Source organism: Streptomyces sp. NPDC033177 (assembly GCF_055577715.1).
The window spans coordinates 1,029,311-1,054,833 of record NZ_JBVIPS010000002.1; the positions used below are offsets into that span (position 1 = coordinate 1,029,311).

Annotated in this window: 28 protein-coding genes; 6 read left to right on the forward strand and 22 right to left on the reverse strand. The window is 68.3% G+C overall.

The window, feature by feature from the left end:
* Positions 1-98: 98 nt before the first annotated feature.
* From ACZ5U5_RS10645 to ACZ5U5_RS10680, 8 genes are all read right to left on the reverse strand, one after another.
* On the reverse strand, positions 99-1,715 hold the full coding sequence (locus tag ACZ5U5_RS10645) for a beta-N-acetylhexosaminidase (RefSeq protein WP_469019044.1): 1,617 nt from the start codon (positions 1,713-1,715) through the stop codon (positions 99-101).
* A 96-nt stretch (positions 1,716-1,811) separates the two neighbouring features.
* A complete protein-coding gene (locus ACZ5U5_RS10650) occupies positions 1,812-2,120 on the reverse strand; it encodes a DUF3039 domain-containing protein (protein WP_363211472.1) in 309 nt (102 codons plus the stop codon).
* An 89-nt stretch (positions 2,121-2,209) separates the two neighbouring features.
* Complete coding sequence (locus ACZ5U5_RS10655; protein WP_469019048.1) at positions 2,210-2,770, reverse strand: hypothetical protein; 561 nt, start codon at positions 2,768-2,770, stop codon at positions 2,210-2,212.
* Complete coding sequence (locus tag ACZ5U5_RS10660; RefSeq protein WP_469019051.1) at positions 2,767-3,480, reverse strand: hypothetical protein; 714 nt, start codon at positions 3,478-3,480, stop codon at positions 2,767-2,769. The genes ACZ5U5_RS10655 and ACZ5U5_RS10660 overlap by 4 nt, the downstream gene beginning before the upstream one ends.
* Positions 3,477-4,064 (reverse strand): hypothetical protein, encoded by a 588-nt coding sequence (locus ACZ5U5_RS10665; protein ID WP_469019054.1) that lies wholly within the window; start codon positions 4,062-4,064, stop codon positions 3,477-3,479. The genes ACZ5U5_RS10660 and ACZ5U5_RS10665 overlap by 4 nt, the downstream gene beginning before the upstream one ends.
* A gap of 9 nt (positions 4,065-4,073) precedes the next feature.
* Positions 4,074-5,348: a putative T7SS-secreted protein gene (locus ACZ5U5_RS10670; RefSeq protein ID WP_469019056.1), complete on the reverse strand. Its 1,275-nt coding sequence runs from the start codon at positions 5,346-5,348 to the stop codon at positions 4,074-4,076.
* Positions 5,348-5,659 (reverse strand): hypothetical protein, encoded by a 312-nt coding sequence (locus ACZ5U5_RS10675; protein ID WP_469019059.1) that lies wholly within the window; start codon positions 5,657-5,659, stop codon positions 5,348-5,350. The genes ACZ5U5_RS10670 and ACZ5U5_RS10675 overlap by 1 nt, the downstream gene beginning before the upstream one ends.
* A gap of 166 nt (positions 5,660-5,825) precedes the next feature.
* Positions 5,826-6,434 carry a YqgE/AlgH family protein gene (locus ACZ5U5_RS10680; protein ID WP_469019062.1) on the reverse strand — a complete coding sequence of 203 codons (609 nt, stop codon included), beginning with the start codon at positions 6,432-6,434 and terminating at the stop codon, positions 5,826-5,828.
* A gap of 245 nt (positions 6,435-6,679) precedes the next feature.
* Here ACZ5U5_RS10680 and murA point away from each other — a divergent pair, with 245 nt between their 5' ends.
* Positions 6,680-8,020, forward strand: a complete 1,341-nt coding sequence (murA, locus tag ACZ5U5_RS10685; protein WP_344521857.1) for a UDP-N-acetylglucosamine 1-carboxyvinyltransferase — start codon at positions 6,680-6,682, stop codon at positions 8,018-8,020.
* A gap of 98 nt (positions 8,021-8,118) precedes the next feature.
* Here the strand turns inward: murA and ACZ5U5_RS10690 are convergent, their stop codons facing one another.
* The 6 genes from ACZ5U5_RS10690 to ACZ5U5_RS10715 form a co-directional block, all read right to left on the reverse strand.
* On the reverse strand, positions 8,119-8,400 hold the full coding sequence (locus ACZ5U5_RS10690; protein WP_016645140.1) for an HU family DNA-binding protein: 282 nt from the start codon (positions 8,398-8,400) through the stop codon (positions 8,119-8,121).
* Between the two features lie 295 nt (positions 8,401-8,695).
* Positions 8,696-10,141, reverse strand: coding sequence for an NAD-dependent malic enzyme (locus ACZ5U5_RS10695; protein ID WP_469019066.1), 1,446 nt, complete (start codon positions 10,139-10,141; stop codon positions 8,696-8,698).
* 358 nt (positions 10,142-10,499) lie between these two features.
* Entirely contained in the window at positions 10,500-12,881 is a 2,382-nt protein-coding gene (locus ACZ5U5_RS10700; protein ID WP_469019069.1) for a HelD family protein, read from the reverse strand.
* 93 nt (positions 12,882-12,974) lie between these two features.
* Positions 12,975-13,775, reverse strand: coding sequence for a zf-HC2 domain-containing protein (locus ACZ5U5_RS10705; RefSeq protein WP_469019072.1), 801 nt, complete (start codon positions 13,773-13,775; stop codon positions 12,975-12,977).
* On the reverse strand, positions 13,772-14,356 hold the full coding sequence (locus ACZ5U5_RS10710) for a sigma-70 family RNA polymerase sigma factor (RefSeq protein WP_363313407.1): 585 nt from the start codon (positions 14,354-14,356) through the stop codon (positions 13,772-13,774). Before ACZ5U5_RS10710 ends, ACZ5U5_RS10705 begins: the two co-directional genes overlap by 4 nt.
* A gap of 95 nt (positions 14,357-14,451) precedes the next feature.
* Positions 14,452-15,039, reverse strand: coding sequence for a CGNR zinc finger domain-containing protein (locus ACZ5U5_RS10715; RefSeq protein ID WP_469019076.1), 588 nt, complete (start codon positions 15,037-15,039; stop codon positions 14,452-14,454).
* Positions 15,040-15,303: 264 nt separating this feature from the next.
* On the opposite strand from ACZ5U5_RS10715, the gene ACZ5U5_RS10720 reads away from it, so the two are divergent.
* Positions 15,304-15,801, forward strand: coding sequence for an anthrone oxygenase family protein (locus ACZ5U5_RS10720; protein WP_469019423.1), 498 nt, complete (start codon positions 15,304-15,306; stop codon positions 15,799-15,801).
* Here ACZ5U5_RS10720 and ACZ5U5_RS10725 read toward each other — a convergent pair.
* The 3 genes from ACZ5U5_RS10725 to ACZ5U5_RS10735 form a co-directional block, all read right to left on the reverse strand.
* Positions 15,753-16,916 carry a uroporphyrinogen-III synthase gene (locus ACZ5U5_RS10725; RefSeq protein WP_469019079.1) on the reverse strand — a complete coding sequence of 388 codons (1,164 nt, stop codon included), beginning with the start codon at positions 16,914-16,916 and terminating at the stop codon, positions 15,753-15,755. The genes ACZ5U5_RS10720 and ACZ5U5_RS10725 overlap by 49 nt on opposite strands.
* Before the next feature lie 131 nt (positions 16,917-17,047).
* Entirely contained in the window at positions 17,048-18,406 is a 1,359-nt protein-coding gene (locus tag ACZ5U5_RS10730; protein WP_469019082.1) for a nitrate/nitrite transporter, read from the reverse strand.
* Between the two features lie 210 nt (positions 18,407-18,616).
* Entirely contained in the window at positions 18,617-19,558 is a 942-nt protein-coding gene (locus tag ACZ5U5_RS10735; RefSeq protein ID WP_469019085.1) for a hypothetical protein, read from the reverse strand.
* Positions 19,559-19,770: 212 nt separating this feature from the next.
* On the opposite strand from ACZ5U5_RS10735, the gene ACZ5U5_RS10740 reads away from it, so the two are divergent.
* Positions 19,771-20,280, forward strand: a complete 510-nt coding sequence (locus tag ACZ5U5_RS10740; RefSeq protein ID WP_469019088.1) for a cupin domain-containing protein — start codon at positions 19,771-19,773, stop codon at positions 20,278-20,280.
* Here the strand turns inward: ACZ5U5_RS10740 and ACZ5U5_RS10745 are convergent.
* Positions 20,277-20,852 carry an ATP-binding protein gene (locus ACZ5U5_RS10745; RefSeq protein ID WP_469019091.1) on the reverse strand — a complete coding sequence of 192 codons (576 nt, stop codon included), beginning with the start codon at positions 20,850-20,852 and terminating at the stop codon, positions 20,277-20,279. The two genes, ACZ5U5_RS10740 and ACZ5U5_RS10745, sit on opposite strands and share 4 nt — an antisense overlap.
* A 111-nt stretch (positions 20,853-20,963) precedes the next feature.
* On the opposite strand from ACZ5U5_RS10745, the gene ACZ5U5_RS10750 reads away from it, so the two are divergent.
* From ACZ5U5_RS10750 to ACZ5U5_RS10760, 3 genes are all read left to right on the forward strand, one after another.
* Complete coding sequence (locus ACZ5U5_RS10750) at positions 20,964-21,815, forward strand: helix-turn-helix domain-containing protein (RefSeq protein ID WP_469019094.1); 852 nt, start codon at positions 20,964-20,966, stop codon at positions 21,813-21,815.
* 12 nt (positions 21,816-21,827) lie between these two features.
* A complete protein-coding gene (locus tag ACZ5U5_RS10755; RefSeq protein WP_469019097.1) occupies positions 21,828-22,010 on the forward strand; it encodes a DUF397 domain-containing protein in 183 nt (60 codons plus the stop codon).
* Positions 22,011-22,539: 529 nt separating this feature from the next.
* Positions 22,540-23,187, forward strand: a complete 648-nt coding sequence (locus tag ACZ5U5_RS10760; RefSeq protein ID WP_469019099.1) for a hypothetical protein — start codon at positions 22,540-22,542, stop codon at positions 23,185-23,187.
* Between the two features lie 322 nt (positions 23,188-23,509).
* On the opposite strand, the gene ACZ5U5_RS10765 is transcribed toward ACZ5U5_RS10760, so the two are convergent.
* The 4 genes from ACZ5U5_RS10765 to ACZ5U5_RS10780 are packed head-to-tail and all read right to left on the reverse strand — an operon-like array spanning position 23,510 to position 25,326.
* A complete protein-coding gene (locus ACZ5U5_RS10765; protein ID WP_469019102.1) occupies positions 23,510-23,659 on the reverse strand; it encodes a hypothetical protein in 150 nt (49 codons plus the stop codon).
* Positions 23,656-24,315: a hypothetical protein gene (locus ACZ5U5_RS10770; protein ID WP_469019104.1), complete on the reverse strand. Its 660-nt coding sequence runs from the start codon at positions 24,313-24,315 to the stop codon at positions 23,656-23,658. The genes ACZ5U5_RS10765 and ACZ5U5_RS10770 overlap by 4 nt, the downstream gene beginning before the upstream one ends.
* A complete protein-coding gene (locus tag ACZ5U5_RS10775) occupies positions 24,312-24,992 on the reverse strand; it encodes a hypothetical protein (protein ID WP_469019107.1) in 681 nt (226 codons plus the stop codon). Before ACZ5U5_RS10775 ends, ACZ5U5_RS10770 begins: the two co-directional genes overlap by 4 nt.
* Entirely contained in the window at positions 24,985-25,326 is a 342-nt protein-coding gene (locus ACZ5U5_RS10780) for a hypothetical protein (protein ID WP_469019109.1), read from the reverse strand. Before ACZ5U5_RS10780 ends, ACZ5U5_RS10775 begins: the two co-directional genes overlap by 8 nt.
* Positions 25,327-25,523 lie beyond the last annotated feature (197 nt).

Here is a 25,523-nt window from a genome sequence, read left to right on the forward strand (position 1 = left end):
GCGGGAATTGCCACTCTTCGGTGTCTCTTGTACGGCTTTCGCCTGGCCGCCCACGCTCTCAGCGCGGGCGGCCCGACACGCGGAGCACGGGGTGCGCCTCACACGTTCGGGGGCGCCCCGTCGATCGGGCGTCCGAGCACTCCCGGGCGCTTCTGCCACGGCAACGGGCCGCCGGGCGGGCGGTAGTCGACGCCGAGCGCGTCAAGTCGCGCGTAGTGCGGGGTCATTCGCCGCTCGAAGTCCGCGAAGTCGCGCTCGGCGGATGCCGGGAGCGGGCTCCAGGCGACCTCGGCGAAGGCGGCGAGACGCGGGAACACCTGGTAGTCCACGCGTGCGTGGTACTCCATCACCTCGGTCCAGACGTTGGCCTGGGTGCCCAGGACGTGCCGCGCCTCGTCGGCGGTGAGCTGCGGCGGCACCGGCTCGAAGCGGTAGACGTCCTCCAGGGTGCGGACGAAGCCGATGGGTGCGGGCTCGTCGGGTCCGCCGTCCTGCCGGTGATCCAAGTAGACCTGCTGCTCGGGGCACATGACGACGTCGTGACCGGCCTTGGCCGCCGCGATCCCGCCCCCGTATCCACGCCAGGAGGACACGGTGGCGCCCTCGGCGAGGCCGCCCTCCAGGATCTCGTCCCAGCCGATGAGCCTGCGCCCGCGCGCGGTCAGCCAGGAGTCGAAGTGCCGGATGAACCAGCTCTGCAGCCCGTTCTCGTCACCGACGCCCAGCTCCTTGATGCGGGCCTGCGCGGTGGGCGACGCCTTCCACTGGTCCTTGGGACACTCGTCGCCCCCCACATGGATGAAGGTGGAGGGAAAGAGCTCAAGAACTTCCTCGAACACCCCCTCGTAAAAACGAAGGGTGTTCTCGGTCGGCGCGAGGACGTTGGGGTTGACGCCCCAGGTGTCCCAGACGCCGAGCGAGGAGGTATCCACGACATCGGTGTTGCCGAGTTCGGGGTAGGCGTGGATGGCGGCCTGCGAGTGCCCGGGGATGTCGATCTCGGGTACGACCGCGATGTGCCGCTCATGGGCGTACGCGACGATCTCGCGGATGTCGTCCTGCGTGTAGTAGCCGCCGTGCGGGGTGTCGTTCCACAGCTCGGACGCGCGGTGACCCCATTTCGAGCGCGGCCGCCACGAACCGGCCTCCGTCAGCCTGGGGTAGCGCTTGATCTCGATGCGCCAGCCCTGGTCGTCGGTGAGGTGGAAGTGGAAGACGTTCAGCTTGTGGGCGGCAAGAAGATCGAGATACCGCAGCACGCCGTCCTTGGGCATGAAGTGCCGGGCCACGTCGAGCATCATGCCGCGCCAGCCGAAGCGGGGGCTGTCCTCGATGAGACACCCGGGGACGGCGTACCGCCCGGCGGCCCTCAGTGGTGCGCGCCGGAACGCCTCGGGCCCGATGAGCTGCCGCAGGGTCTGGGCCCCCCAGAAGACACCGGGAGCGGCACCACCGAGGATCTCGACGCCACCCTCCCCCACGGTGAGCCGGTAGGCCTCGGGCGCGAGGGAGTCATCGATGCCGAGGGAGATGGCGCCCCCCTCACCGGGCGCGAGGGGCAGCCCCAACGCGCCGCCGAGCGTGGCACGCAGCCAGCGCTCGGTGGACTCGGTGCCGGGCCCGGCGCGCAGCGCGGTCGACGAATCGAGGATGAAGCCTTCGGAATACGGCCCCTCGGCGCGTGCGGGCGCCGGGATGAGTTGCTCAAAGGTCATGCGGCGAGGCTGCCACGCGATTGCACAACGCAAAAGGGGCGTTGCGGTACACGCAACGCCCTTTCGCGAGGAAGGTCCAGGAACAGCGCCCGGGGGCTACTTCTTGCCGCCGCCCTTGCCGTCCTTGCCGCCCTTGTCCTTGTCGCCACCGGCGCTCATGGACTCGTAGATCTCCTTGCACATGGGGCAGACGGGGTACTTCTTCGGGTCACGACCCGGCACCCACACCTTGCCGCAGAGCGCGACGACGGGCGTACCGTCGAGCGCGCTCGCCATGATCTTGTCCTTCTGGACATAGTGCGCGTAGCGCTCGTGGTCACCGTCACCGCTCGACACCTGCGGCGTCGGCTCTACGAGGGTCCCCGTACCTGCCCCGCGCTCGGGCTCGGGCTCAAGAGTGCTCATGGCATCCAAGGGTACCTACGCTCACCGGTTGCGGGCATCGCCCGGCCGCGGTCGGCCCGCGGGCGGGCGAGCCGAAACGCCCGTCCGGATCACGCCACCCACCGCAACGAGTGCGCAATTGCCTCGCTCAGGTCTCCCATGGGCCCTTCCGTACCGCTCAGTGGCACGGAGAACGCCAGGAGCAGATACCCCACTCCACCCGGCATCCGCACATGGAAGTCCAGCGTCACCTCTGTCGCCGCACGGACCGTCCGGCCCGCCGGAATGTCCACCACCTCGACCCGTGACGCGTCCCCCCTGCGTACCGCCAGTGTCTCCGCCAACTCCCACACCTCCGGAGCGGCCGCCGGCGGCGTGGGCAGCAGCGAAACCATCAGCGAGGCGGGGCAGGCCGTGCCGCCAGGCATCTCGGTCTTGAGGTAGAACTCCAGAGATCCGTCTGCCGCACCGCGTTCGGCGACGTTCCGCAGGGTCGCCCAGAGAGACCGCCGCACCTCGTCCGGCGCGCTCCCGCACGCGGCCTCGCGGTCCACGAACGTCTTGAGCTGCCCGCGCCACCGCTCCGTCGTCAGGTCGACGCGAAACCAGTCGCGGGGGACGAGTATCCGGTAGTCCGAAGGCGGCACCGCGGTGTCGCTCACATCACTCATGCGTCTCCGTCCCGGTCCGGGATGATCAACGGCTCACCGTCCGCCTCAAACAGACGGATGCTGCTCACGATGTTGCCGAACATCGTCGAGAACGAAACCCACCCCACTGAGGTGGGTGTACTCATCTCCATCACCAGCGTGGTGCCGTTCGGCAGCGGGACATAGACACGAATGAACGGCGTCGAGATGGTAAGACCCTGAGGATCCTCGGTCAGCTCGCCGGTCAGCTTGTCGTCGCGCGTGCCGATGCACGACACCGCTGGGCCGCACGGGAGCTGGATCTCAGTGATCTCACCCGCGTCCTCCCGGCGGAGACTGGACGCGATCGCCGCAATCGGGTCCCGGTCGTCGCCTTCGGGGCTGTCGGTCAGCGCCGCGTAGACGGTGGCGGTGCACGGGGTCTCATCAACCGCACCCACGCAGACAGCCGCGAACTCGGCACCCGACGCCAGCAGATCGTCCATGCCGAGAGCGCAGACCACCGCGAACTTCAGCCAATCCTCGACCTCGGTTCCGGGCAGAGCCTTCTGGGCGAGTTCCTCAATGAGCCGGACCGCCTCGTCCTCTTCCTCCACGTGAATGGGGATGTCGTGGAAGATCTCCGGCATCACCCAGCGGACGTGAATGCCATCGGCCTGCATGTCGTTGACGTCGGGTGCCGCCTGCGTGGGAATGAATTCCAGGCGGGACGGCACGGTGGCGGCGGTCACTTGGGGGCGTTACCTTCCGGAAGGTACGGAGCCGGTAGCTCCGGCGCGCCGGGGAAGAACTTCCGCGACGATGCGTACATGCCGTAGTGGGGATACAAGAGGGGTACGTCGGCACCGCCGTTACGGGCAATGACGACGATCTTGCGGTAGAGACGCACCCGGCACCTCATGTTGCGATTGGACACGTCAAGCAGACTGCGTCGCCTCAACAGATACATCGCAAGCAGCAACCCGAAGACGATCAAGGCATCCGCGACGATGAACCCGATCTGGAACGGCCGCGGCTTCGTCGAGGCGACCAAGTCCCAGAACGGCCATGCACCGGCCACGAAAACGAACACGGGCAGCGCGAAAAGGCAGCCGATAACTCCCGCTTTCGACGTGTCCTGGCTCCGATAGAACAGCAGTTGGAGCACGGCGTCGTCGTCGAGGAAATCGAAGTCCACCTCCCTGCCATATCTTTCCGCGGCCTCGCGGGCCGCCGGGACAGTGGCGATGACACTGGCAGGAATCAGGTCGTGGACCTCCCCCCCGTCGTCGACGAACTGGCGGTTCTCCATGGCGTGGAAATCGCTTGTCAGCACATGCTCTCCTTACCCTGCGGGCGCCAGCGCACCGTGGAACGGCGCCGAGGCCGGGCTCGGCCGTGGCGAGGGCGAGGGCGTACTCGGCGTCGACGGCGTACTTGGTGGTGTACTCGGGTGAGGGCGAGCACCCGGGCCCACCCCAGGGGTGATGTGGTTAGGTTTGTCATCCTCTGGTGGCAGGATGCGCTGCAATTTCAGGAAGGAGTCCACGCCCAGCTTGGTCAGGGCGGCCCCCTTGATGAAGCGGGTCACGTTCTCCGGCTGCCAGCCTCCTGCGGGGATCTTCGAACCCCATTTGCCCAGCAGCTTGGACGCGACGCCGGCACCCCGGTTGATGTTCTTCACTGCGATTCCGTTGGTGAACATTCCCCATACGGTGCGCTGCGCGGTGCTGAGGCGCGCGCCCTTGGCAGCCGCACCGAGCCCCCTCAGAGCGCCGAGGCCAGGGACGATACCCAGCACGTCGATGGTGATCGCCACCACATCGAACTTTCCGCCCCGCGCAAAGACGTCGTACAACCGACCAGACAAGGCAGTAGCGCTCATAGCGGCGGCAGCGACGATAAGGAAAGCGGCGGCCCCGCCCGTCAGGACGACCGCCGCGACCAGAGCCGCCACGGCAAGAACTGTCGCTGCAGCCGTGAACCAATCTGCGTGATCGGCGATCCAGTTCATAAATCCACCAGGATCCCGGACCCCGTCGTGATGGATCACGGTCTTGATCTTCTTTGCAGCCGCGCTCGCCGCATCGTCGCGGATCTCCACGGCGTTCATGATTTGCTGCCGGTGGTGGGCCATCACCGAGGTGGCATCGTCCTGCTTCTTCTGCTGCTTCGTGCGTTCAGTGCCGTCCTCCTCTGAGGACGGCACCGTCCCCCTGGTTTTCTCCAGTTCCTTCATGGCGGCCTTCTGCTCGACCTCCGCCTTTCGGAACTCCTCAAGCGCCTTGTCAGCCATGCGCTGCGCGCGGTGCAACTCGCTGGCGTACTCCTTCGACTCGCCCTCCCTGACCTTGGTGCCCAGGGCGGCGGAAGCCTCGTCATAGCGGTCGTACGCCTTCTTCAGGCGACCCGCGGTGTCGCCCGCAACCTCGTGGAAGGCACGCCCGGCATCGCTGTCCCAGTTCTCGACGGACGCCAGGGCCTTGATGTTCCGTGCCTGCTTGTCGATTTCCTCAGCCATGCCGCGCAGCTTCTTGCCCAAGCGCGCGACCTCGTACGGATCGCCCGGCACGGGGTCTGACTCGTAGAGGGGAGTCCAGTCACTCGGCCGCCTGCTCACTACTTGCCCTTCTTCTCACTCTTCTTGGCGTCCCGGAGGGCTTGCGCCAGCTCACGGTCGATTTCCTCGTACGCCTTGGCGGCATCAGCCGTGATCTTGGCGAGGTTCTCGATGTCCTTGTTGAGCTTCTTGCGCGTCTTCTTCCACGTAGTGGAGAAGTCGTCGAAAATCTCGCGCAGCTTGTCGCTGCCCAAGTCTTTCTCGTAGCCGTCGGAAGGGTTGCCGTTCTCCTTGAACTCACGGTGGATGCGGGAGAGCGACTCCGAGCAATCTTTGATGAGATCGAGGTCGTATCTGGTCCTGTCGGACACGGACTCAGACCCCCCGCGCGCAGGAAGCCACCCCGCGAGTGGGCGATTTGGGCGGATTACGGCGCTGCATAGTCAACTCCCTCATGCAAACAGCGAATACGAGTCAAGACGCTATCTTCGTGACTCGCAGTCACGCTACCGAGGACCACATCGAGGCACGGACCCGTCAGTTCAGCGAAGCGTCATCCGGATAAGTGGCCACCATCGCCAGTTCGCTGCGCTGGCGGCGCAGGACCGCTCGCCACAGCCGCTCCGGGTCCGGGGACGAGACGTCGCCCGGCTCGGACTCGACCACGTACCAGGCGCCCTCGACTAGCTCGTCCTCCAGTTGGCCCGGGCCCCAGCCCGCGTAGCCGGCGAAGATGCGCAGGGAGCCGAGTGCGGGGGCCAGGAGTTCGGGAGGGGTGTCCAGGTCGACCAGGCCGATCGCGCCGTGCACGCGGCGCCAGCCGATGGGCTCGCCTCTGCCCGGCCGCGGCCCGGAGCCGGGGGTCCGGCCCTCCTCCCCGGGGATCACTGCCACGCCGAGCGCCGAGTCGAGCGAGACGGGGCCGCCCTGGAAGACGACGCCCGGCGCGCCCGCCAGATCACCCCAGCCCTCCAGGATGTCCGCGACGTCCACCGGCGTCGGCCGGTTGAGGACCACGCCGAGCGAGCCCTCCTCGTCGTGGTCGAGGAGCAGCACCACCGCACGGTCGAAGTTCGGGTCCGCCAGGGCAGGCGTGGCCACGAGCAGCCGCCCTGTGAGCGAGGACACCTCGGTCATGAACGACATGATCCCGCATCTTTGCCCCGCGGGGGGAGGCAATGCCCGTACGGGAGTGAATGCAGCTCAGGGGCGCATGGGCGCGTCCGGAGCGCACTCTTTCGGCGGTGACCCGGAGTGTCCGGTTCCGAACGGTTCGTGTTGTCACGAAGTCCTGACGTGTTTCGCGCGCCCTTGGCCTTACGGAGAGGGGGTACACGCCCATTACGCTTGCCCTTTGGTCCACCCGTCCATCCAATCGGAACGCGAGATTCATGACCGTCACCGACGATGTACTGCTTGTCCACGGCGGAACCCCGCTGGAGGGCGAGATCCGTGTCCGCGGCGCGAAGAACCTCGTGCCCAAGGCCATGGTCGCCGCGCTGCTCGGCAGCGCTCCGAGCAGGCTGCGCAATGTCCCCGACATCCGCGACGTGCGCGTCGTACGCGGACTCCTGCAGCTGCATGGCGTCACGGTCCGCCCCGGTGAGGAGCCGGGCGAGCTGGTCATGGACCCCTCGCACGTGGAGAGTGCCAACGTCGCGGACATCGACGCCCACGCCGGGTCGTCGCGCATCCCGATTCTCTTCTGCGGGCCGCTCCTGCACCGCCTCGGGCACGCCTTCATCCCCGGCCTCGGCGGCTGCGACATCGGCGGCCGGCCGATCGACTTCCACTTCGAGGTGCTCCGCCAGTTCGGCGCGACCATCGAGAAGCGCGAGGGCGGCCAGTACCTGGAGGCCCCGCAGCGGCTCCGCGGCACGAAGATCCAGCTCCCGTACCCGTCCGTGGGCGCCACCGAGCAGGTCCTGCTGACCGCGGTGCTCGCGGAGGGCGTCACCGAGCTCTCGAATGCCGCCGTCGAGCCCGAGATCGAAGACCTCATCTGCGTCCTGCAGAAGATGGGCGCGATCATCGCGATGGACACCGACCGGACCATAAGGGTCACCGGTGTCGACAGCCTGGGCGGCTACAACCACCACGCCCTCTCGGACCGCCTGGAGGCCGCTTCCTGGGCTTCCGCGGCCCTGGCGACCGAAGGCAACATCTACGTCCGCGGCGCCCAGCAGCGGTCGATGATGACGTTCCTGAACACCTACCGGAAGGTGGGCGGTGCCTTCGAGATCGACGACGAGGGCATCCGCTTCTGGCACCCGGGCGGCTCGCTCAACGCGATCGCCCTGGAGACGGACGTGCACCCCGGCTTCCAGACGGACTGGCAGCAGCCCCTGGTCGTCGCCCTGACGCAGGCCGCGGGTCTGTCGATCGTCCACGAGACGGTCTACGAGTCGCGGCTCGGTTTCACCTCCGCGCTCAACCAGATGGGCGCACACATCCAGCTCTACCGCGAGTGCCTCGGCGGCTCCGACTGCCGCTTCGGGCAGCGCAACTTCCTCCACTCGGCGGTCGTGAGCGGCCCCACGAAGCTCCAGGGCGCCGATCTGGTCATTCCTGACCTGCGCGGCGGCTTCTCGTACCTGATCGCCGCTCTGGCGGCCCAGGGGACGTCCCGCGTCCACGGCATCGACCTGATCAACCGCGGCTACGAGAACTTCATGGACAAGCTCGTGGAGCTCGGCGCGAAGGTGGAGCTGCCCGGCAGGGCGACGCTGTAGGCAAATTCAGCCCGGCCGGCGTTTGAGGCCATCTTTTAGACGGCACGCGAAAGGGGCGGCCACCCGAACCGGGTGGCCGCCCCTTTCACTGCTTGAGGCTACTTGCCCTTGGCGGCTTCCTTGAGCTTGGAGCCCGCCGAAACCTTGACGCTGTAGCCGGCCGGGATGTTGATCGGCTCGCCGGTCTGCGGGTTCCGGGCGGTGCGAGCGGCACGGTGGGTGCGCTCGAAGGTCAGGAAGCCGGGGATGGTGACCTTCTCGTCGCCCTTGGCAACGATCTCGCCGACGGTCTCGGCGAACGCCGCCAGCACGGCGTCGGCGTCCTTGCGGGTCACCTCGGCACGGTCGGCCAGCGCGGCCACCAGCTCACTGCGGTTCATGTTTGTACTCCCGTGTTCTTCTTGCCGTTGAGGCGTGCCACGCGGCGGGGCCGCATGATGGGCACAGCGAAGCCGATGCTGCCAGGGTCCTCGGTCAGGCCCCGGACCCGGGTCCGTCATCCAGACCCTCGCGCCCAGAAAGGCATCCTGCCCCCACCTGCGGCGGGAAAGCCAATCCGGGCCCCTTGGGGTCACACGAAAAGCTTCACCGCCCCTGGGAAGGTGGCAGTCGGGGGCGCGCTTCCACGCCACCCTAGAGGGCCTTTGAGGGCCCTGCGTTCCGCGACGCGCCGTACTACTGGGCCGTGGCGCCTGTCACAGCCACCCCGGCCGTCACCCCGGCGGCCTTCGCCGCGCTGCGCACCGCATCGGCGACCGCGCCCGCGACCTTGTCGTTGAAGACGCTGGGGATGATGTAGTTCGCGTTGAGCTCGTCCTCGGCGACGACGTCCGCGAGGGCGCCTGCCGCCGCCAGCATCATCTCCGTGTTGACGGTGCGCGACTGGGCGTCGAGCAGACCGCGGAAGACACCGGGGAAGACCAGGACGTTGTTGATCTGGTTCGGGAAGTCCGAGCGGCCCGTGGCCACGACTGCCGCCGTCTGGCGGGCGATCGTGGGCTCGACCTCGGGGTCGGGGTTCGCGAGCGCGAACACGATGGCGCCGTCGGCCATGGCCGCGACGTCGTCGCCGTTCAGGACGTTCGGGGCCGACACGCCGATGAAGACATCGGCGCCGACGACCGCTTCCTTGAGGGTGCCGCGGGCGCCCTCGGGGTTGGTGTTGTCGGCGATCCAGCGCAGCGGCGAGTCCGGCGCGGCGTCCACGAGGTCCTCGCGGTCCGCGTGCACGACACCGTGGATGTCGGCCACGACGGCGTGCTTGACGCCCGCGGCGATGAGCAGCTTGAGGATGGCCGTACCGGCCGCGCCCGCGCCGGACATGACCACGCGTACGTCGCCGACTCCCTTGCCCACCACGCGAAGTGCGTTGGTCAGCGCGGCGAGCACGACGATCGCGGTGCCGTGCTGGTCGTCGTGGAAGACGGGGATGTCCAGGGCCTCGCGGAGGCGTGCCTCGATCTCGAAGCAGCGCGGCGCCGAGATGTCCTCCAGGTTGATGCCCGCGAAGCCGGGGGCGATCGCCTTGACGATCTCGACGATCGCGTTGGTGTCCTGGGTGTCCAGGCACAGCGGCCAGGCGTCGATGCCGGCGAAGCGCTTGAAGAGGGCCGCCTTGCCCTCCATGACCGGGAGCGCGGCCTTCGGGCCGATGTTGCCGAGCCCGAGGACGGCCGAACCGTCCGTCACGACCGCAACGGAGTTGCGCTTGATGGTGAGGCGGCGCGCGTCCTCGGGGTTCTCGGCGATCGCCATGCACACGCGGGCCACGCCCGGGGTGTAGATCATGGAGAGGTCGTCGCGGTTCCGGATGGGGTGCTTGGACGCCATCTCGATCTTGCCGCCGAGGTGCATCAGGAACGTACGGTCGGAGACCTTGCCGACGGTGACGCCCTCGATGGTGCGCAGCTGCGCGACGATCTCGTCGCCGTGCGTCGTGGAGGTCGCCGCGATCGTGACGTCGATCCGGAGTGCCTCATGGCCGGAAGCCGTGACGTCGAGGCCGGTCACCGAGCCTCCGTGGGACTCGACGGCCGTGGTGATCTGGGAGACCGCGGTGCCGCTCGCGGGCACCTCCAACCGGACCGTGTTCGAGTAGGAGACGCTGGGCGCCGTTGCCATGGCCGACTTCCTCTGCTTTCACCGTGTTGCTCTTGCCGTCCGATCGTCGCACCTACCACTGAGTACGTGGTAGCCGCCTCGGATTGCGAACTTTTCGTTCACCAGCTTTTCGGAAACTGGATTCCACCATACGAGAAGTTGCGGGCCGTCGGTAGGGGGGAACCGAAAGAGGCCCCCGTCACCAGGTGACGAAGGCCTCTTCGAACGCTTATGACACCGACCCGCCATGCTCGCCTCGCGGCAAGTGGTCGCTCGTAGCGACGATGGTTGGGCCCGGGGGCTTGGATCGGGCCGGTGCCACATCAACGGTAACAAACGATCCCCGCAAGGCAATTCCCGTCCCGAGAAGTCTCCGAAGTCATTCGCGGAGCAGGTCCGGCACGCCCTCGGCGTCGGGGTCGTCGCGCTCACCGGACAGCACCGTGAGCTGCTGGGTCGCCCTGGTCAGCGCCACGTACAGGACACGCAGGCCCGCCGGGGACTCGTCCGCGATCTCCGCGGGCGAGACGACGACCGTCGCGTCGTACTCCAGGCCCTTGGCCTCCAGGCTGCCCAGAGCGACCACGCGGTCGCCGAGCCCGTCGAGCCAGCGCGCCGCCTGCTCGCGGCGGTTCATCGCCACGACGACGCCGATGGTGCCGTCCACCTGGTCGAGCAGCCGCGCCGCCTCCTCGCGCACCGACGCGCCCAGGTCCTTGTCGCGTACGACGGCACTGTGTCCATTGTTCGCTGTCGCAAAACGGGGCTTCACCCCTGTGGACCGGACGGCCGAAGGCGACGCGGAGCCCGGCATCGCGAGCGCGAGCACCTTGGCCGCGAGATCGGCGATCTCGGCGGGGTTGCGGTAGTTGGCCGTGAGGGTGAAGCGGCGGCGCGGGCGGCTGCCCAGGGCCTCGTCACGGGCGGCGGCGGCCTCGTCCGGGTCGGACCAGGAGGACTGGGCCGGGTCACCGACGATCGTCCACGTGGCGTGCCGGCCCCTGCGGCCGACCATGCGCCACTGCATGGGGGTCAGGTCCTGGGCCTCGTCGACGATGACGTGCGCGTACTCGGTGCGCTCCGCGGCGAGCCGCTCGGCGCGCTCGCGCTGGGACTCCTCGCGCTGCGGCATCAGTTCGTCGAGCCCGGTGAGCAGGTCGAGGGGGTCGAGATCCTTCTTCTTGCGGGGCCGGTGCGGCGTGCCGAGGATCGAGTGGAGCTCGTCGAGGAGCGCCACGTCGTGCACGGACAGGGCGTCGCGCTTGAGGGAACGGGCGACCTTGCGGACCTCGCCCGGGTTCAGGACGCGGCGCGCCCAGCGGCCCAGGCGCCGCTCGTCGCCCATCGCGGAGAGCACGGCGCGCGGGGTGAGTTCGGGCCACCAGGCGTCGAGGAAGCGGATGAAGTCGTCCTCAGAGGTGATGTCCTCGTCGAAGGACGAGCGCAGCTCGGCGGCCAGCTCCGGGTCGCTGTGCCGGCCCGCGGAGCCCGACTGGGACCACAGGGCGTCCAGGAGGAGCTTGCGGGCGCGCGGACGCAGCAGGTTGACGGGAGCCGTGCCGCTGAGCGCGTTGCGCCGGATACGGCCGAGGGCGTCGGCCTCCAGCTCCAGGCGGCGGCCGAAGGCGACCACGCGCAGGCGCGTGGGGGTCTCGGCGGGGGCCTGGGGCGCGTCGTCCTCGTCGTCGTCGCCGAAGGCGAGCTGGCCGTCCTGCGCGGCGGGCTTCGCGGCCGTGCCCGTACCGCCCTCCAGAGCGCCCCTGGCGGCCTTCCGCAGGACGTGCAGCATCCGGGACGATCCCTTGACCCTGGCCACCGCGGGAGAGTCGTAGACGGTGGCCTCGGCCGGGCCCGCCGCGTCGTCCGCCAGCGCACCCACCGCGCGGATCGCGACCTGTCCCTCCTCGCCGAGCGAGGGCAGGACGCCCTCCGTGTAGGCCACCAGGAGCGGGGTCGGGGAGACGATGAGGATGCCGCCCGCGTAGCGCCTGCGGTCCTGGTAGAGGAGGTACGCCGCGCGGTGCAGGGCCACGGCGGTCTTGCCGGTGCCGGGGCCGCCCTCGACGTACGTCACCGAGGCGGCGGGCGCCCGGATGACCATGTCCTGCTCGGCCTGGATCGACGCCACGATGTCCCGCATCGTGTGGCTGCGGGCCTGGCCGAGCGCCGCCATCAGGGCGCCGTCACCGATGACCGGCAGCGACTCCCCGTCCAGCGTGGCCTTGAGCTCCGGACGCATCAGGTCGTCCTCGACGCCCAGGACCCTGCGGCCCTTGGAGCGGATGACACGGCGGCGTACGACACGACCGGGATCGACGGGCGTCGAGCGGTAGAACGGCGCGGCGGCCGGGGCGCGCCAGTCGATCACCAGCGGGGAGTAGTCCGCGTCCAGGACGCCGATGCGGCCGATGTGCAGGGTCTCGGCGATCTCGGCCGTGTTGTTCACGCTGACGGCGTCCTCGGCGGGCTCGACCGACGTGTACGCGCCGTCCGGGCCCTTCTTGCCGTCCTTGCCGAGCAGCAGGTCGATCCGCCCGAAGAGGAAGTCCTCGAACTCGTTGTTGAGGCGGTTGAGATGTACTCCCGCGCGGAACACCTGGGCGTCCCGCTCGGCGAGCGCGCCGGGCGTGCCGACCTGGGAGCGCTTGGCCGCGTCGGTCATGAGGAACTCGGCCTCGTGGATCTTCTCCTCGAGACGCCGGTAGACCTGGTCGAGATGTTCCTGTTCGACGCTGATCTCACGGTCGCGTACGTCGGCCACCGAGGCCCCTTTCCGGACGTGCAGCTGCCCAATCGAGCAGCCGTCTACCGTACGCGAAATGGGGACCCTGTGTGACCTCCGTGTGCACTTCTCCTACGCGTCGACCTCCACCAGGCGGTCGCCGTCGAAGGTGGTCACCTCGAAGTGGTCGATGTCGTTCCGGTCCATCGCGGCGCCCCCGTGGACGTACAGGGGGCTGCGCGCCCATTTGTTGGGGCTGTCCTCGATGCCGTAACCCCACTTCGGGACGGACCAGGTGGTCACCGTCTCCTTCTCGCCGTCCTTGCCGACCGCGACCAGGGAGCACTTGAGCGGGCCCTTGACGTTCTTCAGCTCCAGGACCGCGTGCGTGCCCCAGGCCTTCTTCTCCGTGCCTACCGTGGCGCTGACCTTGGTCGTCGGGTCCGTGGCCTTGATCTTGTCGTCCATGTGGTTGAAGAAGGCGTCCTCGGCGGGGCTCGTGGGGTGCGGTTCGCCCGCCACCTCGCTCGTCCCGCCGTCATCGCTCACCGCGAGGATCGTGAGCGGCCCCCCGACGATCAGCGCGGCCGCGGCGGCCACCAGATACATGCCGCGCCTGCGCTTCTGCTGACGCTTCACGGAGACCTCGTCCACGAGGCGGTCCGCGAGGCGCGGGCTCGGCCTGGCGGCCAGCTGCTCGCCGATCGCCGGTACGCCGCGTCCGCCGGGGAGGTCCGCGAGCGCGGCCAGCATCGGCTCCATGCCGGAGAACTCCTCCAGCTGGTGCGCGCAGAACTCGCAGACCGCCAGATGTGCCTCGAAGGCCGTCGCCTCCGCGTCGTCCAGGATGCCGAGTGCGTAGGCGCCGACGGTCTCGTGCACGTCGCCCGCTTCAGCCTGCCCCCACGCGTCATGTCCGTAGGACTCGTTCATGCCGTCACCCCCCGCTCCTCAAGCGCAAGCTTCATCGAACGCAGCGCGTAGAAGACCCGCGAGCGCACCGTCCCACTCGGTATACCCAGAGTCTCGGCCGCCTCATTGACCGTACGCCCCTTGAAATAAGTTTCGACAAGTACTTCCCGGTGCGCGGGAGTCAGGTCGTCGAGCGCGTCCGAGAGAGTCATCAGCCACAGCGCCTTATCGATCTCGTCCTCCGCGGGGATGACCTCCAGCGGCGACGGATCGACCTCCTGCGGCCGGGCCTGCCGGCTGCGGTGACCGTCGATGACGATGCGCCGGGCGACCGTCACCAGCCAGGGGCGTACCGAACCGGTCGCACGATTGAGCTGACCGGCGTTCTTCCAGGCACGGATGAGCGTTTCCTGTACGACATCTTCGGCGCGCTGCCGGTCGCCCGCCACCAGGCGGAGCACATAGGCCAGAAGGGGGCCCGCGTGCTCGCGGTAGAGGGCGCGCATCAACTCCTCGTCGGGTCCGTTGCGTTGCGGGACCAGGCGATGTCGGTGCGGGCGTGCCTGCGGGCGCTCATCGGCCACGGCGGAATCCTTGCGCACGTCTGCCTCCGGTGTCCGCTCTTCGTCTTGGCTGGCTCACCGGAGATGTACGTACGCGGCAACGGCTGTGTTCAGCCGCCCCGGAAGAAATTCGATCAGGCCCGCGCGAGCGCCGCCCGCCGCCGGTGTCTTGCCACCCGTTCACGGTTGCCGCACACCTCACTCGAGCACCAGCGGCGGCGCCTCCCGCGTGAGGTGTCCAGGTACACGATGGGGCAGTTGTCGCCCTCGCACTGGCGCAGCAGGGCGCGCGCGACGGGGTCGGTGAGCAGGTCGACGGCATCCCGGGCGACGGCGGCGAGCAGGGCCGCGCAGCCGGGGTCACCGTCCAGGGTGCGGGCGAGGCTGCCGTCGGGGCGCCGCACCGCGCGCGGGGCCGGGGGTGCTGCCGCGGCGAGGCCGTTGACCCTGCCCAACGCGGCTTCGGCGGGGCTCCCTTCGAGTTCCGCGAGCACCAACTGGCCGACGCTCTGCCGCAGTTCACGGAAGCCCACGAGCCAGGCCGGGCCCGCCCCCGGCAGGGCGGTGCGATCCGGGATGAGCCTGGCGCCCGCGAGCCAGGCACGCAGCCGGTCCACGGAGTCGAGCCGTTCCACGGGGTGGTTCGTCGCCACGAGGTCCAGACAGCTCCGCCCGGAGTCGAATCGCAGCTCGTAGGTGGCCGGGTCCATGCCCAGTGCCATGCGCCTGTCACCGCCTTGTGGGGTTACCGGTGAGTGCTTCCCCTACAGTGCCTCGCCGCGGGCGGGTGCGGAACCCCTGCCACCGGGCGCGGATGAGACGCGCGCTTATGGGGGCGCGCTTCGAGACCATGGTCCGGCGTCCGTCCGGCCGGTTGACTTGGTCCCATGGAAGCCAAACGTGAGACGAAAAGCCGGGGACAGGAGCAGGGCCAGGGTCGGAGGGGCGGCTCCGCCGGGGCCGTCCTCGGGGCGGCCGTCGTGACCATGGGCCTGATCGCCGGAACCTTCTATATCTTCTCCTGCGGTGTCATGCCCGGCCTCGCCCGCAGCGAGGACCGTGTCTTCATCGAGGTCATGCAGAACACGAACGACGCGTTCAACAACCCGGTCTTCTTCGCGAGCTTCGTCGGCGCGCTGATCTTCACGGCGGTCTCCGCGTGGCAGCTGCGCGGCACGGGCTCGTACCGGTGGGTCCTGGGGGCGCTCGTGCTCTACCTGGTGGCCTTCGCGATCACGTCGGTCGTGAACGTGCCGCTGAACGAACAGCTCGCGGACGCGGGCGACCCGGCGAAGATCGCCGATCCGGCCGCCGTACGCGAGGAGTTCGAGGACCCGTGGCTGGCCTGGAACGCCGTGCGGGCCGTGTTCTCCACGGTCGCGATCGGCCTGCTCGCACGGGCGTTGGTGCTGTGGGGGCGGGACAACAGGGCCCGTCAGTCGGCGTACTTGGCCCCGGCGGCCGGATCGAGCGCGAGCCGGTAACCACGCTTGACCACCGTCTGGACGAGCTTCGGCGCCCCAAGTGCCGTACGCAGCCTGGCCATCGCGGTCTCCACGGCGTGCTCGTCGCGCCCCGTGCCGGGCAGCGCGCGCAGGAGTTCGGCGCGGGAGACGACCCACCCCGGTCGCCGCGCGAGCGTCCGAAGCAGCGACATGCCGGCGGGCGGCACGGGCCGCAGCTCGTCGTCGACCAGGACGGCGTGACCGCGGATCTCGACGCGGTGGCCCGCGACGGGCAACGTACGGGCTCGGGACGGCAGTTCCTGGCAGAGGACCTGCACGAGGGGTCCGAGCCGGAAGCGTTCGGGCTGCACCGTCTCGACGCCGAGGGCCTGCAGCGGCAGTGCCGTGACCGGGCCCACGCAGGCGGACAGGACATCGTGCTGGAGGGCCTCGAAGAGCTCGGCGGACATGCCCCGGTCCTCGGCGCGGGCCAGGAAGGACGCGGCGGCGGGCGCGCTGGTGAAGGTCAGCGCGTCGACGGAGCGCGCGACCGTGGCGTCGAGGAGCCGGTCGACGGGCGCGAGGTCCTCCGGCGGCAGCCACCGGTAGACGGGCACGCCGACGACCTCCGCTCCCCCGGCGCGCAGCGACTCGACGAAGCCGGGCAGCGGTTCGCCGTGCAGCTGAAGCGCGATGCGCTTGCCTTCGACGCCTTCGTCGAGCAGCCGGTCGAGCACCTCCGCCATGGACTCGGACGAGGGCGACCAGTGCTCGGTGAGCCCGGCGGCACGGATGGCGCCTTTGACCTTGGGCCCGCGGGCCAGCAGCTCGACGCCCCGCAGGCATCGCAGCAGCGCCTCGCCGAAGCCCCAGCCGTCGGCGGCCTCGACCCACCCACGGAACCCGATCGCGGTGGTGGCGATCACGATGTCGGGCGCGTGGTCGATCAGCTGCTTGGTGGCGGAGAGCAGCTCGCTGTCGTCGGCGAGCGGGACGATGCGCAGGGCGGGCGCGTGCAGGACGGTGGCGCCGCGCCGCTGGAGCAGCGCGCCGAGCTCGTCGGCGCGCCTCGCGGCGGTGACGCCGACGGTGAATCCGGCGAGTGGGGCGTTCTGACGACCGGCCTGTTGACCGGTCGGAGGGGTCCCGTGCATGGCAGCTGCTTTCGTCCCGCTAGTACCGCGTGATGGATGATCCGGGGTTGAACGAGCCTGTCAACGGCCCGTGACAACCCCGGATCATCACGATGTCGTACGTGTTACACCAGGCTACGACCACCCCTGAGTCAGACCTGCGCGTACGTGAGCTGGGGCTTCTCCTCGGCGTCCTGGTTCTGCCCGGCATCCGGGGCGGCCGCCGGGCGGCGAAGGTATACGGCCCACGTGACGCAGAAGCACGCCGCGTAGAAGACGAGGAAGGCGACGAAGGCACCGGTCCCCGACCCCACGGTCTGGAAGGACTGCCGGAAGGCGAGATTGATGCCGAGCCCGCCGAGCGCCCCGACAGCGCCGATGAGCCCCATGGAAGCCCCGGAGAGCCGCCGCCCGTAAGCCGCGGCCGCCTCCCCCTGAAGCCCCTTCTGCAGGGCCTTGGCCTGGAAGATCCCCGGGATCATCTTGTAGGTCGACCCGTTCCCGAGCCCCGTCAGCACGAAGAGAACGACAAAGGCGGCGACGAAGAGGGCGAGCGACTCCCGCATGGAGGCGATGACCACGACACCGGTGGCCGCGCCCATCCCGACGAAGTTCCACAGCGTGATGCGGGCCCCGCCGAACCGGTCGGCGAGCCGCCCGCCGACGGGCCGGATCAGCGAGCCGAGCAGCGGCCCGATGAAGGTGACCGCGGCGGCCTGCAGCGGCGTACGGCCGAACTGGGTCTGCAGGACGAGCCCGAAGGCGAAGCTGTACCCGATGAAGGACCCGAAGGTCCCCACGTACAAGAAAGCCATGATCCACGTATGGGCGTCCCGTACGGCTTCCTTCGCGGCCCCGGTGTCGTTCTTCACGGTGGCGAGGTTGTCCATGAAGAGGGCGGCGCAGACGGCGGAGACGAAGATGAGCGGGATATAGATCCCGAGAAGCACACGCGGCCCACCCCCGGCCCCGATGACCGCGAGCCCGGCGAGCTGCACGACGGGCACGCCGATGTTGCCGCCCCCTGCGTTCAGCCCGAGCGCCCACCCCTTCTTCCTCAAGGGAAAGAAGGAATTGATATTGGTCATGGAGGAGGCGAAGTTGCCGCCGCCGACGCCGGTGAGCAGGGCGCAGAGCATGAAGGTGGTGTAGGAGGTGCCGGGCTCCATCACGGAGAAGGCCGCGACGGTCGGCACGAGCAGCATGCTCGCGGAGATGATCGTCCAGTTACGTCCGCCGAAGCGGGCGACGGCGAAGGTGTACGGGACGCGGGCGACGGCCCCGACGAGGGTGGCCATCGACACCAGGAAGAACTTCCCGGCGGGATCGATCCCGTACTCGGGCCCCATGAAGAGCACCATCACGGACCACAGGGTCCAGATGGAGAACCCGATGTGCTCCGAGAGGATCGAGAACACCAGGTTCCGCCGGGCGACCCGCTCCCCTTCCTCCTCCCAGAATTTCTCGTCTTCCGGGTCCCACCGTTGGATCCACATGCCAGACCTCCGCATCTCCACAGCCGGCGGCTGATGATCCGAAGGTAGGGAGGCCGGGTTTCAGCCCTGTGGCACGCGGTGACCGGCGGGGAACTTCGCTCTCACGTGGGGGTGGGGCGGGCGGTGAGGGGGTTTGGCGGAGGGGGGCTTGACGGAGGGGGGTTTGACGGAGGGGCGTCTGAGCGGCTCGGGGGTGGCTCCGGTCAGGCCGAGCCCGGCCGCAGGTCAGGTCTTGTTCACCCACGGGAGTACGTCCGTGCCGCCGCCCTTGTCCCACTTGACGGTCACTTCGTCGTTGGCCTGGGTGAGGCTGGCCGAGATGTACTTCTCGTCGTCGCCGGTGCCGCACTTGAGGGCGATACGGAAGCCGCTGTCGCCCTGCTCCTGCCCGAGCCCCATGCAGAGCCCGTCGCCCCCTGCGTCGATGTACGAGACCGAGTGCTTGCCCTTGCCCTCCCCCGAGGCCAACTTGGCGCCGACGGTGAGGGTCTTGGCGTCCTCGTCCTGCCACTGCCCCTGGTAGCCGGTGTCACCGGCGGGCCGGGTCGCGTCGGTCGGCTCATCGAGGGGGTCCTCGGTGGTGGGCTCGTCCGAGGGCTCTTCGGAAGGCTCTTCAGACGCCTCCGAGGAGCCCTCTTCGGAGGCTGAGGGGCCGGACGCCACGCTCTTGTCGGCCTTCGGCTTCTGGTCGTCGTCGCCGTCACCGCTGGTGGCGAGGAAGATGCCGCCGCCTATGAGGGCGGCGATGACGACGACGGAACCGACGATGAGGGCGATCTTGCTCTTGCCCGCGCTGCCGCCGGGCGGAGGGGGCGGCGGATAACCGGCGTACTGGGGGTCGGGCTGACCGAAGGACTGGTGCCCGTAGGGACTTTGGGGCGGTTGGCCGTAGGGACCTGGCTGGGGCTGGCCGTAGGGACCGCCGCCTGCCTGGGGGTAGCCGTACGGAGACTGCGGGGGCTGGGGCGGCGGGGCGTCATAGGGACCGGCGGGCGCACCCGGCACCGGCGGCTGGGGCTGCTGCGGGGGCCCGAATCCACCCTGCGGCCCGTACTGCGATCCGTTCTGCAACCCGTGCTGCGGCTCGCCCTGCGGCCCGTACTGCGATCCGTCCTGCGATCCGTCCTGCGGTCCGTTCTGCGGTGGCTGGCCGGGAGGCTGGGTCATATGGGTTCGGATCCCCTCGCTGTCCAGCTCTTCACAGAGCCCAGCGGAGACCCCCTGCCCCCGCCCACCCCCAACATCCACCACGCGGCATCCGAGACACAAGCCCCGCCTGCGAGGCTCGCAACGGCTGGGACGGCCGAGACGCCTGGAACGAGGCAGTCCACGCGCGTATCGTCGGATATAGGCGAACGGTCGAGTCCTGAAGTAGGGCGGTGAGCCCAGTGCCCCAGCACCATCACCACCCCCATCGAATATTGGGGCCACAGGACGGCCAACTGTACGAGCCGCAGCAGGCGTGCGGAGACCGCTTCCTGATCGACAGCCATGATCAGGGTGGCCGCTTCGCGCTCGTCGAGCACCGTCTGCCGCCGAAGGTTCTCGCCGCCCCGGTGCACAAGCACACCCGCGAGGACGAGTTCAGCTTCATCCTCGAAGGATCGGTCGGCGCGAGGTTCGGTGACGAGGAGGCCGTGGCCGGGCCCGGTGATCTCGTCTTCAAGCCGCGCGACGAGTGGCACACGTTCTGGAACGCGGGTGAAACGCCGGCTCGCTTGCTCGAGATCATCTCGCCGGGAGGCCTGGAGGAACTGTTCCGGTGGCTGGACCGCCTGACCGAGGAGCTGAGCCCGGAGGCCATGCACCAGAAGGCGGAGCTCTACGGCTGTTCGACGGACATGGAAGCGACGATGGCGCTGATCGCAAAACACAGCCTCACCTTCTAAGAGTTACTCCCTCCCCCCACCTCGAACCACAACAACTTCCCCCCACTGCCGAAGAGCTGATCCCCGAGCGGCCACCCACCCCACGCGTCCGCGCACTGCCGTACGAGGAAGAGCCCACGCCCACTGTCGGAGTCGGCCGGCGCGGGCGGCGCGGGCGGGGCTCCGAACGCCCCGGGTGGCTTGTCGAAGGGAGCGGGGATGTGGGAGTTGCTGTCCCACACCTCGACCCGAAGCCGCCCCGCCCGCACGGACCGCAGCCGCAGCGAGGAGGGCCCTTCGGTATGCCGGTAGGAATTGGTAACCATCTCGGACGTCAACAGCTCAGCAACATCGAGAAGTTCACCCACTCCGTGCCCGGTCAACGCGGCCCGCAAGGTCATACGGGCAACGCGGGACGCTCTTGGATCCCGCGGCAGATGAAGGGCGTAGGACCAGCCTTGGGGTGGGGCTACGGTGACCATGAGGCCTCCCAGAGAGGGGGTTCGACTCGCTCGCAGATCCGTCGTGCGGTGGCAGTGCCACGGGTCGTGGTGCTCTTTCGCCTTAGCGGCGCCGCGAGTTGAGCGGTTCATGAACTACCGTAGAGCAGAGAGTTAGATACTTCTCACCTATCGCTTGAGATACATCGACCCTTCACTCGTGTGAGGGACGCGGCAGCCCAACGCGTCCCGAAAGGAGGCGCTTTGCCGCCCACCAACACGCCAACTCTGCGCCAGCGGAGACTGGGCGCCGAACTGCGCAAGCTCCGTGAACGAGCAGGTCTCACCGCGACCCAGGCCGCCGCACACCTCGGCGTCAACCAAGCTCGCGTCAGCATGATCGAGACGGGCCGCAGCCCGATCAGCGCCGACCGCGTCCGCGCAACGGCGCGCGCCTATACGTGCACCGACGACTCGCTGGTGGACGCGCTCGCCGCCATGACAGGAAGGCGGACTCGCGGCTGGTGGGAGGAGTACCGCGAGTACCTACGCCCCGACCTCATCGACCTGGCGGAACTCGAGCACCACGCCACCCAGCTCCAAGTGGCGCTGACCCTGCACATTCCGGCGCTCCTGCAGACGACAGACCACGCTCGCGCCATGCTCGGCGAGGCCGTCCCGGCCTTGAGGCCGTACGAGCTCGAACACTGGTTGTCCTTCAGGATCAAGCGGCAGGCGTTGCTTCACCGCTCCGACCCTCTCCCCTATTCGGCACTCGTACACGAAGCGGCCCTGCGCATGCAGTACGGCGGTTCGGCCACGGCGCGCAGCCAGCTCGCCCACATCCTCGAACTGAGCGAGCGGGACAATGTCACCGTCCGCGTGATCCCCTTCACCACGCCCAGCTTCCCTGGTAACGGTCAGTCCTTCGACTACGTTCGCGGCCCCGTCCCGCAGCTCGACACCGTTCAGCTGGACACCCACCACGGTTGCGAATTCCTGGATGCCGAGGCCCAGTTGGAAAAGTACCGCACCGTGCTGGACCGCATGGAGGCCTGCGCGCTCAAGCCGCAGAAGTCGCGCGACTTCATCCAACGCATCATGCGAAGCATCTGAGAAGGGACCGCAGTGCACACCTCCGACTGGCAGAAGTCGACCTACAGCCCCGACGGATCCAACTGCGTCTACATAGCCGCTGCCCCGGACAACACAATCCACCTCCGTGAAAGCGACGACCCAGACATCACCCTCACGACGACCCCGGACCGCCTCCACGCCCTAATACGCACCCTCAAAGCCACCCCGCGCTAGCCGGTTGCAGAAAAATCCCGGCAACACGCCACCAAATCGGCGCGCCACCGGGATTTTCTTGCAACCGGAACCGCCTGCCACCTCCCCGCGAGGAGCGAACTCACCGGTTGATGGACTGGATCTCCTCCACCACGACTTGCTGATCCCCGCCGAACTCACCAGCGGACACCGCCCTGTCGACCAGCTCCAGGCCCGTATCCGTTGACAACGACCTCTCAACCTGGCCCCGGGGCGGAATCCAGCCGGACTGGCAGGACGCGCACAGTGGGCTTCGCGTGATGGATCCGGGATGAACACGGCCTTCCTCTAGCCTGCCCACCCTCACTTGGCGCGCTTTCCTATCATTACGCCCATATTTGCCCAAAAATGCGCAATTTGACAGTACTTGCGCAGCCTGCAGACCTGCGCTGCATGCGATGTCAACCAACTAAATGCCCCGCAAGGCAGGGCGGACCGTTCGCATGAAAGCATTTGCATCTTGGGTATCGTCAGTTGCCGTGAGACCCCATCACCCCAACTGGAGTCAGAAGTGAACCGCCGTTTCCTGCCCGTTGCGGTCGCGATCACCGCAAGCGCCGCGCTCTTGTTGACCGGATGCGGGTCCGGCACCAACGACGATGGCTCGTCCGACAAGATCAAGGGGGCCGGAGGCGGAGGCAAGGACACTTCGGCCCCCGCCAGCGCGTCGGCGAAGCCGGACGGGGCCAAGCGGCCGGAGATCAAGCTGCCCAAGTCCTTCCAAGTCGACTTCGTCGGCTGGACGAACAGCGATCCCAAGCTGCAGACCATTCTGGACGATGGGAAAGACCGGCTGCGCGCCGGATACGCCGCCATCATCGCGGGCGATCCGCAGGACAGCGCGCTGAGGTTCTACAGCTCGGGCGCAACCCTCAAGTCCGCCCCCGCCTGGGTCAAGACGTACAAGGATCTCACCCTCAAGGGAAGCATCCGCGTCTCTGACCCCCAGGTGCATGTGAGCAACGAGGGCTTCGGCGTCCTCTTCTACTGTGTTGACGAGGCCAAGGGCTACACAAAGAACCTTAAGACGGACAAGGTCGCAGGCACACCGGATGGCGACGACCCGAAGGTCCAGTATCGCACGCGGCTGGACAAGAACACCAAGGGTGTATGGCAGACCTCAACCGTGGAGACGGACAAGGGAGGGTGCGGCCAGTGACACGCGCCCGCTGCGCCACCGGCGGGACCTTGGCTCTGCTCACAGCCGCAGCCGCAGCCGCAGCCGTCATGTTCCCCGGTCCAGCGCTCACCGTCGGTGAGGGCGGGGAGTAGTCACCTGCCGGTTGCAGGAAAGTCCCGCTGACATGCCACCAATCACCCCACCCCACCGGGATTTTCCTGCAACCAACGCAGAGGAACGAACCGCGGACTCAGCCTGCGCTAGCTCACGGCATGCACCGTTTCGCCGCCACTGCGCTCAACAAGCTCGTGGTCTGCCAGATGCCGCCCTCGTTCTTCTCCAGACGGGTGTTGTAGAAGGTTTAGTCCTGGTCGGACTCCGGGAACGACCTGTCAACCGCGCCGGTCTTGCGATTCTTGGGGTACGTCTTACTGGTGTCCTCGCAGCACGTCACCGCGGCGGCGCCACCCTTGAGGAACGTGACCTCACGGTCGTAATGCCGGGTCGTCACGGCGTCGTGTCCGCTGAACTTTCGTCGTGCGGTTCAAGGTCCCACACTCCCACGCTCACCTTGTGCGCCAACTCCTCAATGTCCTCCGCGGCTTGGATGACCTGCGCTGTGTCTTCCGTGGCGGTCCACAACACCACGTCGGCACCGACGTCGTCGACGCGCCAGGCGTAGCGCAGCCCCGCGAGTAGCTCGGGAGCATTGTCCTGCCGTACATAGCGGAACGCCCTTAGGCCATCGCCTAGTTGTTCCGTATGGAAGGGCTCGATGACGGGCGGCTCGACGGCGTCCGGGTCCTCGGCCCCCACGAGGGCTCGCAGTGTCTCCTCGCGGCCTCCTTCAGCCGGCTTGACCATGGCGAAGAGCGGGAGAGGCATGATCGTCGGCTCCCAGATACGCAACACCACCCGTGTATCGAACGGCTCGGGCGAGAAGGCTTCCGCGAGACGCTGCAGCTGGTCCGCGAAGAACGAGACACCGGACTCCCCCGGGTCCTGCCCGTAGAACCGCCAGAACAACTGGGAGTGATCGCGCGCCCAGAAGCCGATGTCCTGCCAGTCCTCGGTGTCCCAGCGCGGCGGGAGTTCCAGCCACCGGTTCGTGTCGAAGTCGATGTCGAGACTGAATTCGTGCTCCAGCTCGATCTGGGGCTCGGTCATGTGGTCCAGCTCCATCGGAAGGTAGTCATCAAGGCGTCGAACCACTCCACCATGGCCTCGGCGAGGTCATCGCGAGGGTCCCCAGCTCCGATCGTGGAAAAGGCGGCCACCAGCCACTTCCTCGGGTCACCTGGCACGGATACGAGGTACTCCACCCTGCGTGTAGCTAGCTCCGCACCATGCTCCGGGTCAGCGGGCGCGACGCGCTCCCGGCGAATCGCGAGAGCTCCGTCGATCTCGCCGCTGCTCAGATCCGTATCCGCAGTGCTCGGTCCCGCTCCTGCAGAGAGCAGTTGAACGGCGATCTCCGCAGGAGCGGGCTCCCCGCCGGAGCCACCGTCCGGCCCTGAGGGCACGGGCAGACGTGCATCAGAGACAGTTATCGACGCGCCGAGATTCACCTCGCGCGTCAGCCTCATCGGCAGATACATCTCCAGCGCCTTCGCCTTGCGGGCCGCCGCGACGGCTGCTCGCAGCCTGCGCTCCATCTCCAGCCGGAGCGGCGTCAGCTTGTCGCGCGGCACGTCAGTAGGCACGCGCGCGAAGGCCGCGGCGACGATGGAACGTACGACGTCCTCTTCCTCTCCCCGCCGGAGCGGGATCTGTACCCAGTCCTCGGGCAGGAGGAGCCGGTAGCCAGTGGGTGGAGAGGCCGGAGCAGCCACTTGATCACCCATGGTTGCGTACCCGCCTGTTCGTGTACCAGATGCCCACGTGTACGCCGACGCTGATCGCGATCGCCGGATACAGTTGCCAGTACCCTCCGAGGACGGCCCCGAGGACGGACATGAAGAAGTAGAGACCGCTGAAGACCTTCAGGTCGAACTCCAACGTGTCGCTTCTCTCCCGGGCCTCCGGTCTCCAGAACCGGATCAGCACCACCAAAGGGCTCAGTGCGGCGACATCCAACGCCCATGTGGGCACGGGAAGTTCCGGGCCCCATGTCTTAGAGCCCTTCAACGCGACGATGTACCACAGAAGCATGACGAGGGCGACAGCAAGGAGCGCCAAGCGCGCTCGGGCTGCTCCCCTGAGGAGCTTCTCGTCGCTCGGGCCCGATGCGTCATGTGCCCCGGAGCCGAAGGCATCGGTTGCCTGGTGAGCTTCCGCTCCAGGAGACGGATTAGTGGCCTGCCCAGGTGGTTGACTCACCACGGCACGGGCGCGTTCCTGGGCCTGGCGCACCTGTCGGGTACGGGCGCTCTCGG

What these genes read in the sequence shown, in the direction of transcription:
- ACZ5U5_RS10715 (WP_469019076.1), bottom strand. Translation starts at nt 15,039, where the DNA reads ATGGCACTGGGCATGGACCCGGCCACCTACGAGCTGCGATTCGACTCC.
- ACZ5U5_RS10730 (WP_469019082.1), bottom strand. Translation starts at nt 18,406, where the DNA reads ATGCGGAGGTCTGGCATGTGGATCCAACGGTGGGACCCGGAAGACGAG.
- ACZ5U5_RS10645 (WP_469019044.1), bottom strand. Translation starts at nt 1,715, where the DNA reads ATGACCTTTGAGCAACTCATCCCGGCGCCCGCACGCGCCGAGGGGCCG.
- ACZ5U5_RS10735 (WP_469019085.1), bottom strand. Translation starts at nt 19,558, where the DNA reads ATGACCCAGCCTCCCGGCCAGCCACCGCAGAACGGACCGCAGGACGGA.
- ACZ5U5_RS10705 (WP_469019072.1), bottom strand. Translation starts at nt 13,775, where the DNA reads ATGAACGAGTCCTACGGACATGACGCGTGGGGGCAGGCTGAAGCGGGC.
- ACZ5U5_RS10680 (WP_469019062.1), bottom strand. Translation starts at nt 6,434, where the DNA reads ATGTCGTTCATGACCGAGGTGTCCTCGCTCACAGGGCGGCTGCTCGTG.
- ACZ5U5_RS10725 (WP_469019079.1), bottom strand. Translation starts at nt 16,916, where the DNA reads ATGCACGGGACCCCTCCGACCGGTCAACAGGCCGGTCGTCAGAACGCC.
- ACZ5U5_RS10770 (WP_469019104.1), bottom strand. Translation starts at nt 24,315, where the DNA reads ATGACCGAGCCCCAGATCGAGCTGGAGCACGAATTCAGTCTCGACATC.
- ACZ5U5_RS10720 (WP_469019423.1), top strand. Translation starts at nt 15,304, where the DNA reads ATGGGCCTGATCGCCGGAACCTTCTATATCTTCTCCTGCGGTGTCATG.
- ACZ5U5_RS10650 (WP_363211472.1), bottom strand. Translation starts at nt 2,120, where the DNA reads ATGAGCACTCTTGAGCCCGAGCCCGAGCGCGGGGCAGGTACGGGGACC.
- ACZ5U5_RS10655 (WP_469019048.1), bottom strand. Translation starts at nt 2,770, where the DNA reads ATGAGTGATGTGAGCGACACCGCGGTGCCGCCTTCGGACTACCGGATA.
- ACZ5U5_RS10690 (WP_016645140.1), bottom strand. Translation starts at nt 8,400, where the DNA reads ATGAACCGCAGTGAGCTGGTGGCCGCGCTGGCCGACCGTGCCGAGGTG.
- ACZ5U5_RS10775 (WP_469019107.1), bottom strand. Translation starts at nt 24,992, where the DNA reads ATGGGTGATCAAGTGGCTGCTCCGGCCTCTCCACCCACTGGCTACCGG.
- ACZ5U5_RS10745 (WP_469019091.1), bottom strand. Translation starts at nt 20,852, where the DNA reads ATGAACCGCTCAACTCGCGGCGCCGCTAAGGCGAAAGAGCACCACGAC.
- ACZ5U5_RS10695 (WP_469019066.1), bottom strand. Translation starts at nt 10,141, where the DNA reads ATGGCAACGGCGCCCAGCGTCTCCTACTCGAACACGGTCCGGTTGGAG.
- murA (WP_344521857.1), top strand. Translation starts at nt 6,680, where the DNA reads ATGACCGTCACCGACGATGTACTGCTTGTCCACGGCGGAACCCCGCTG.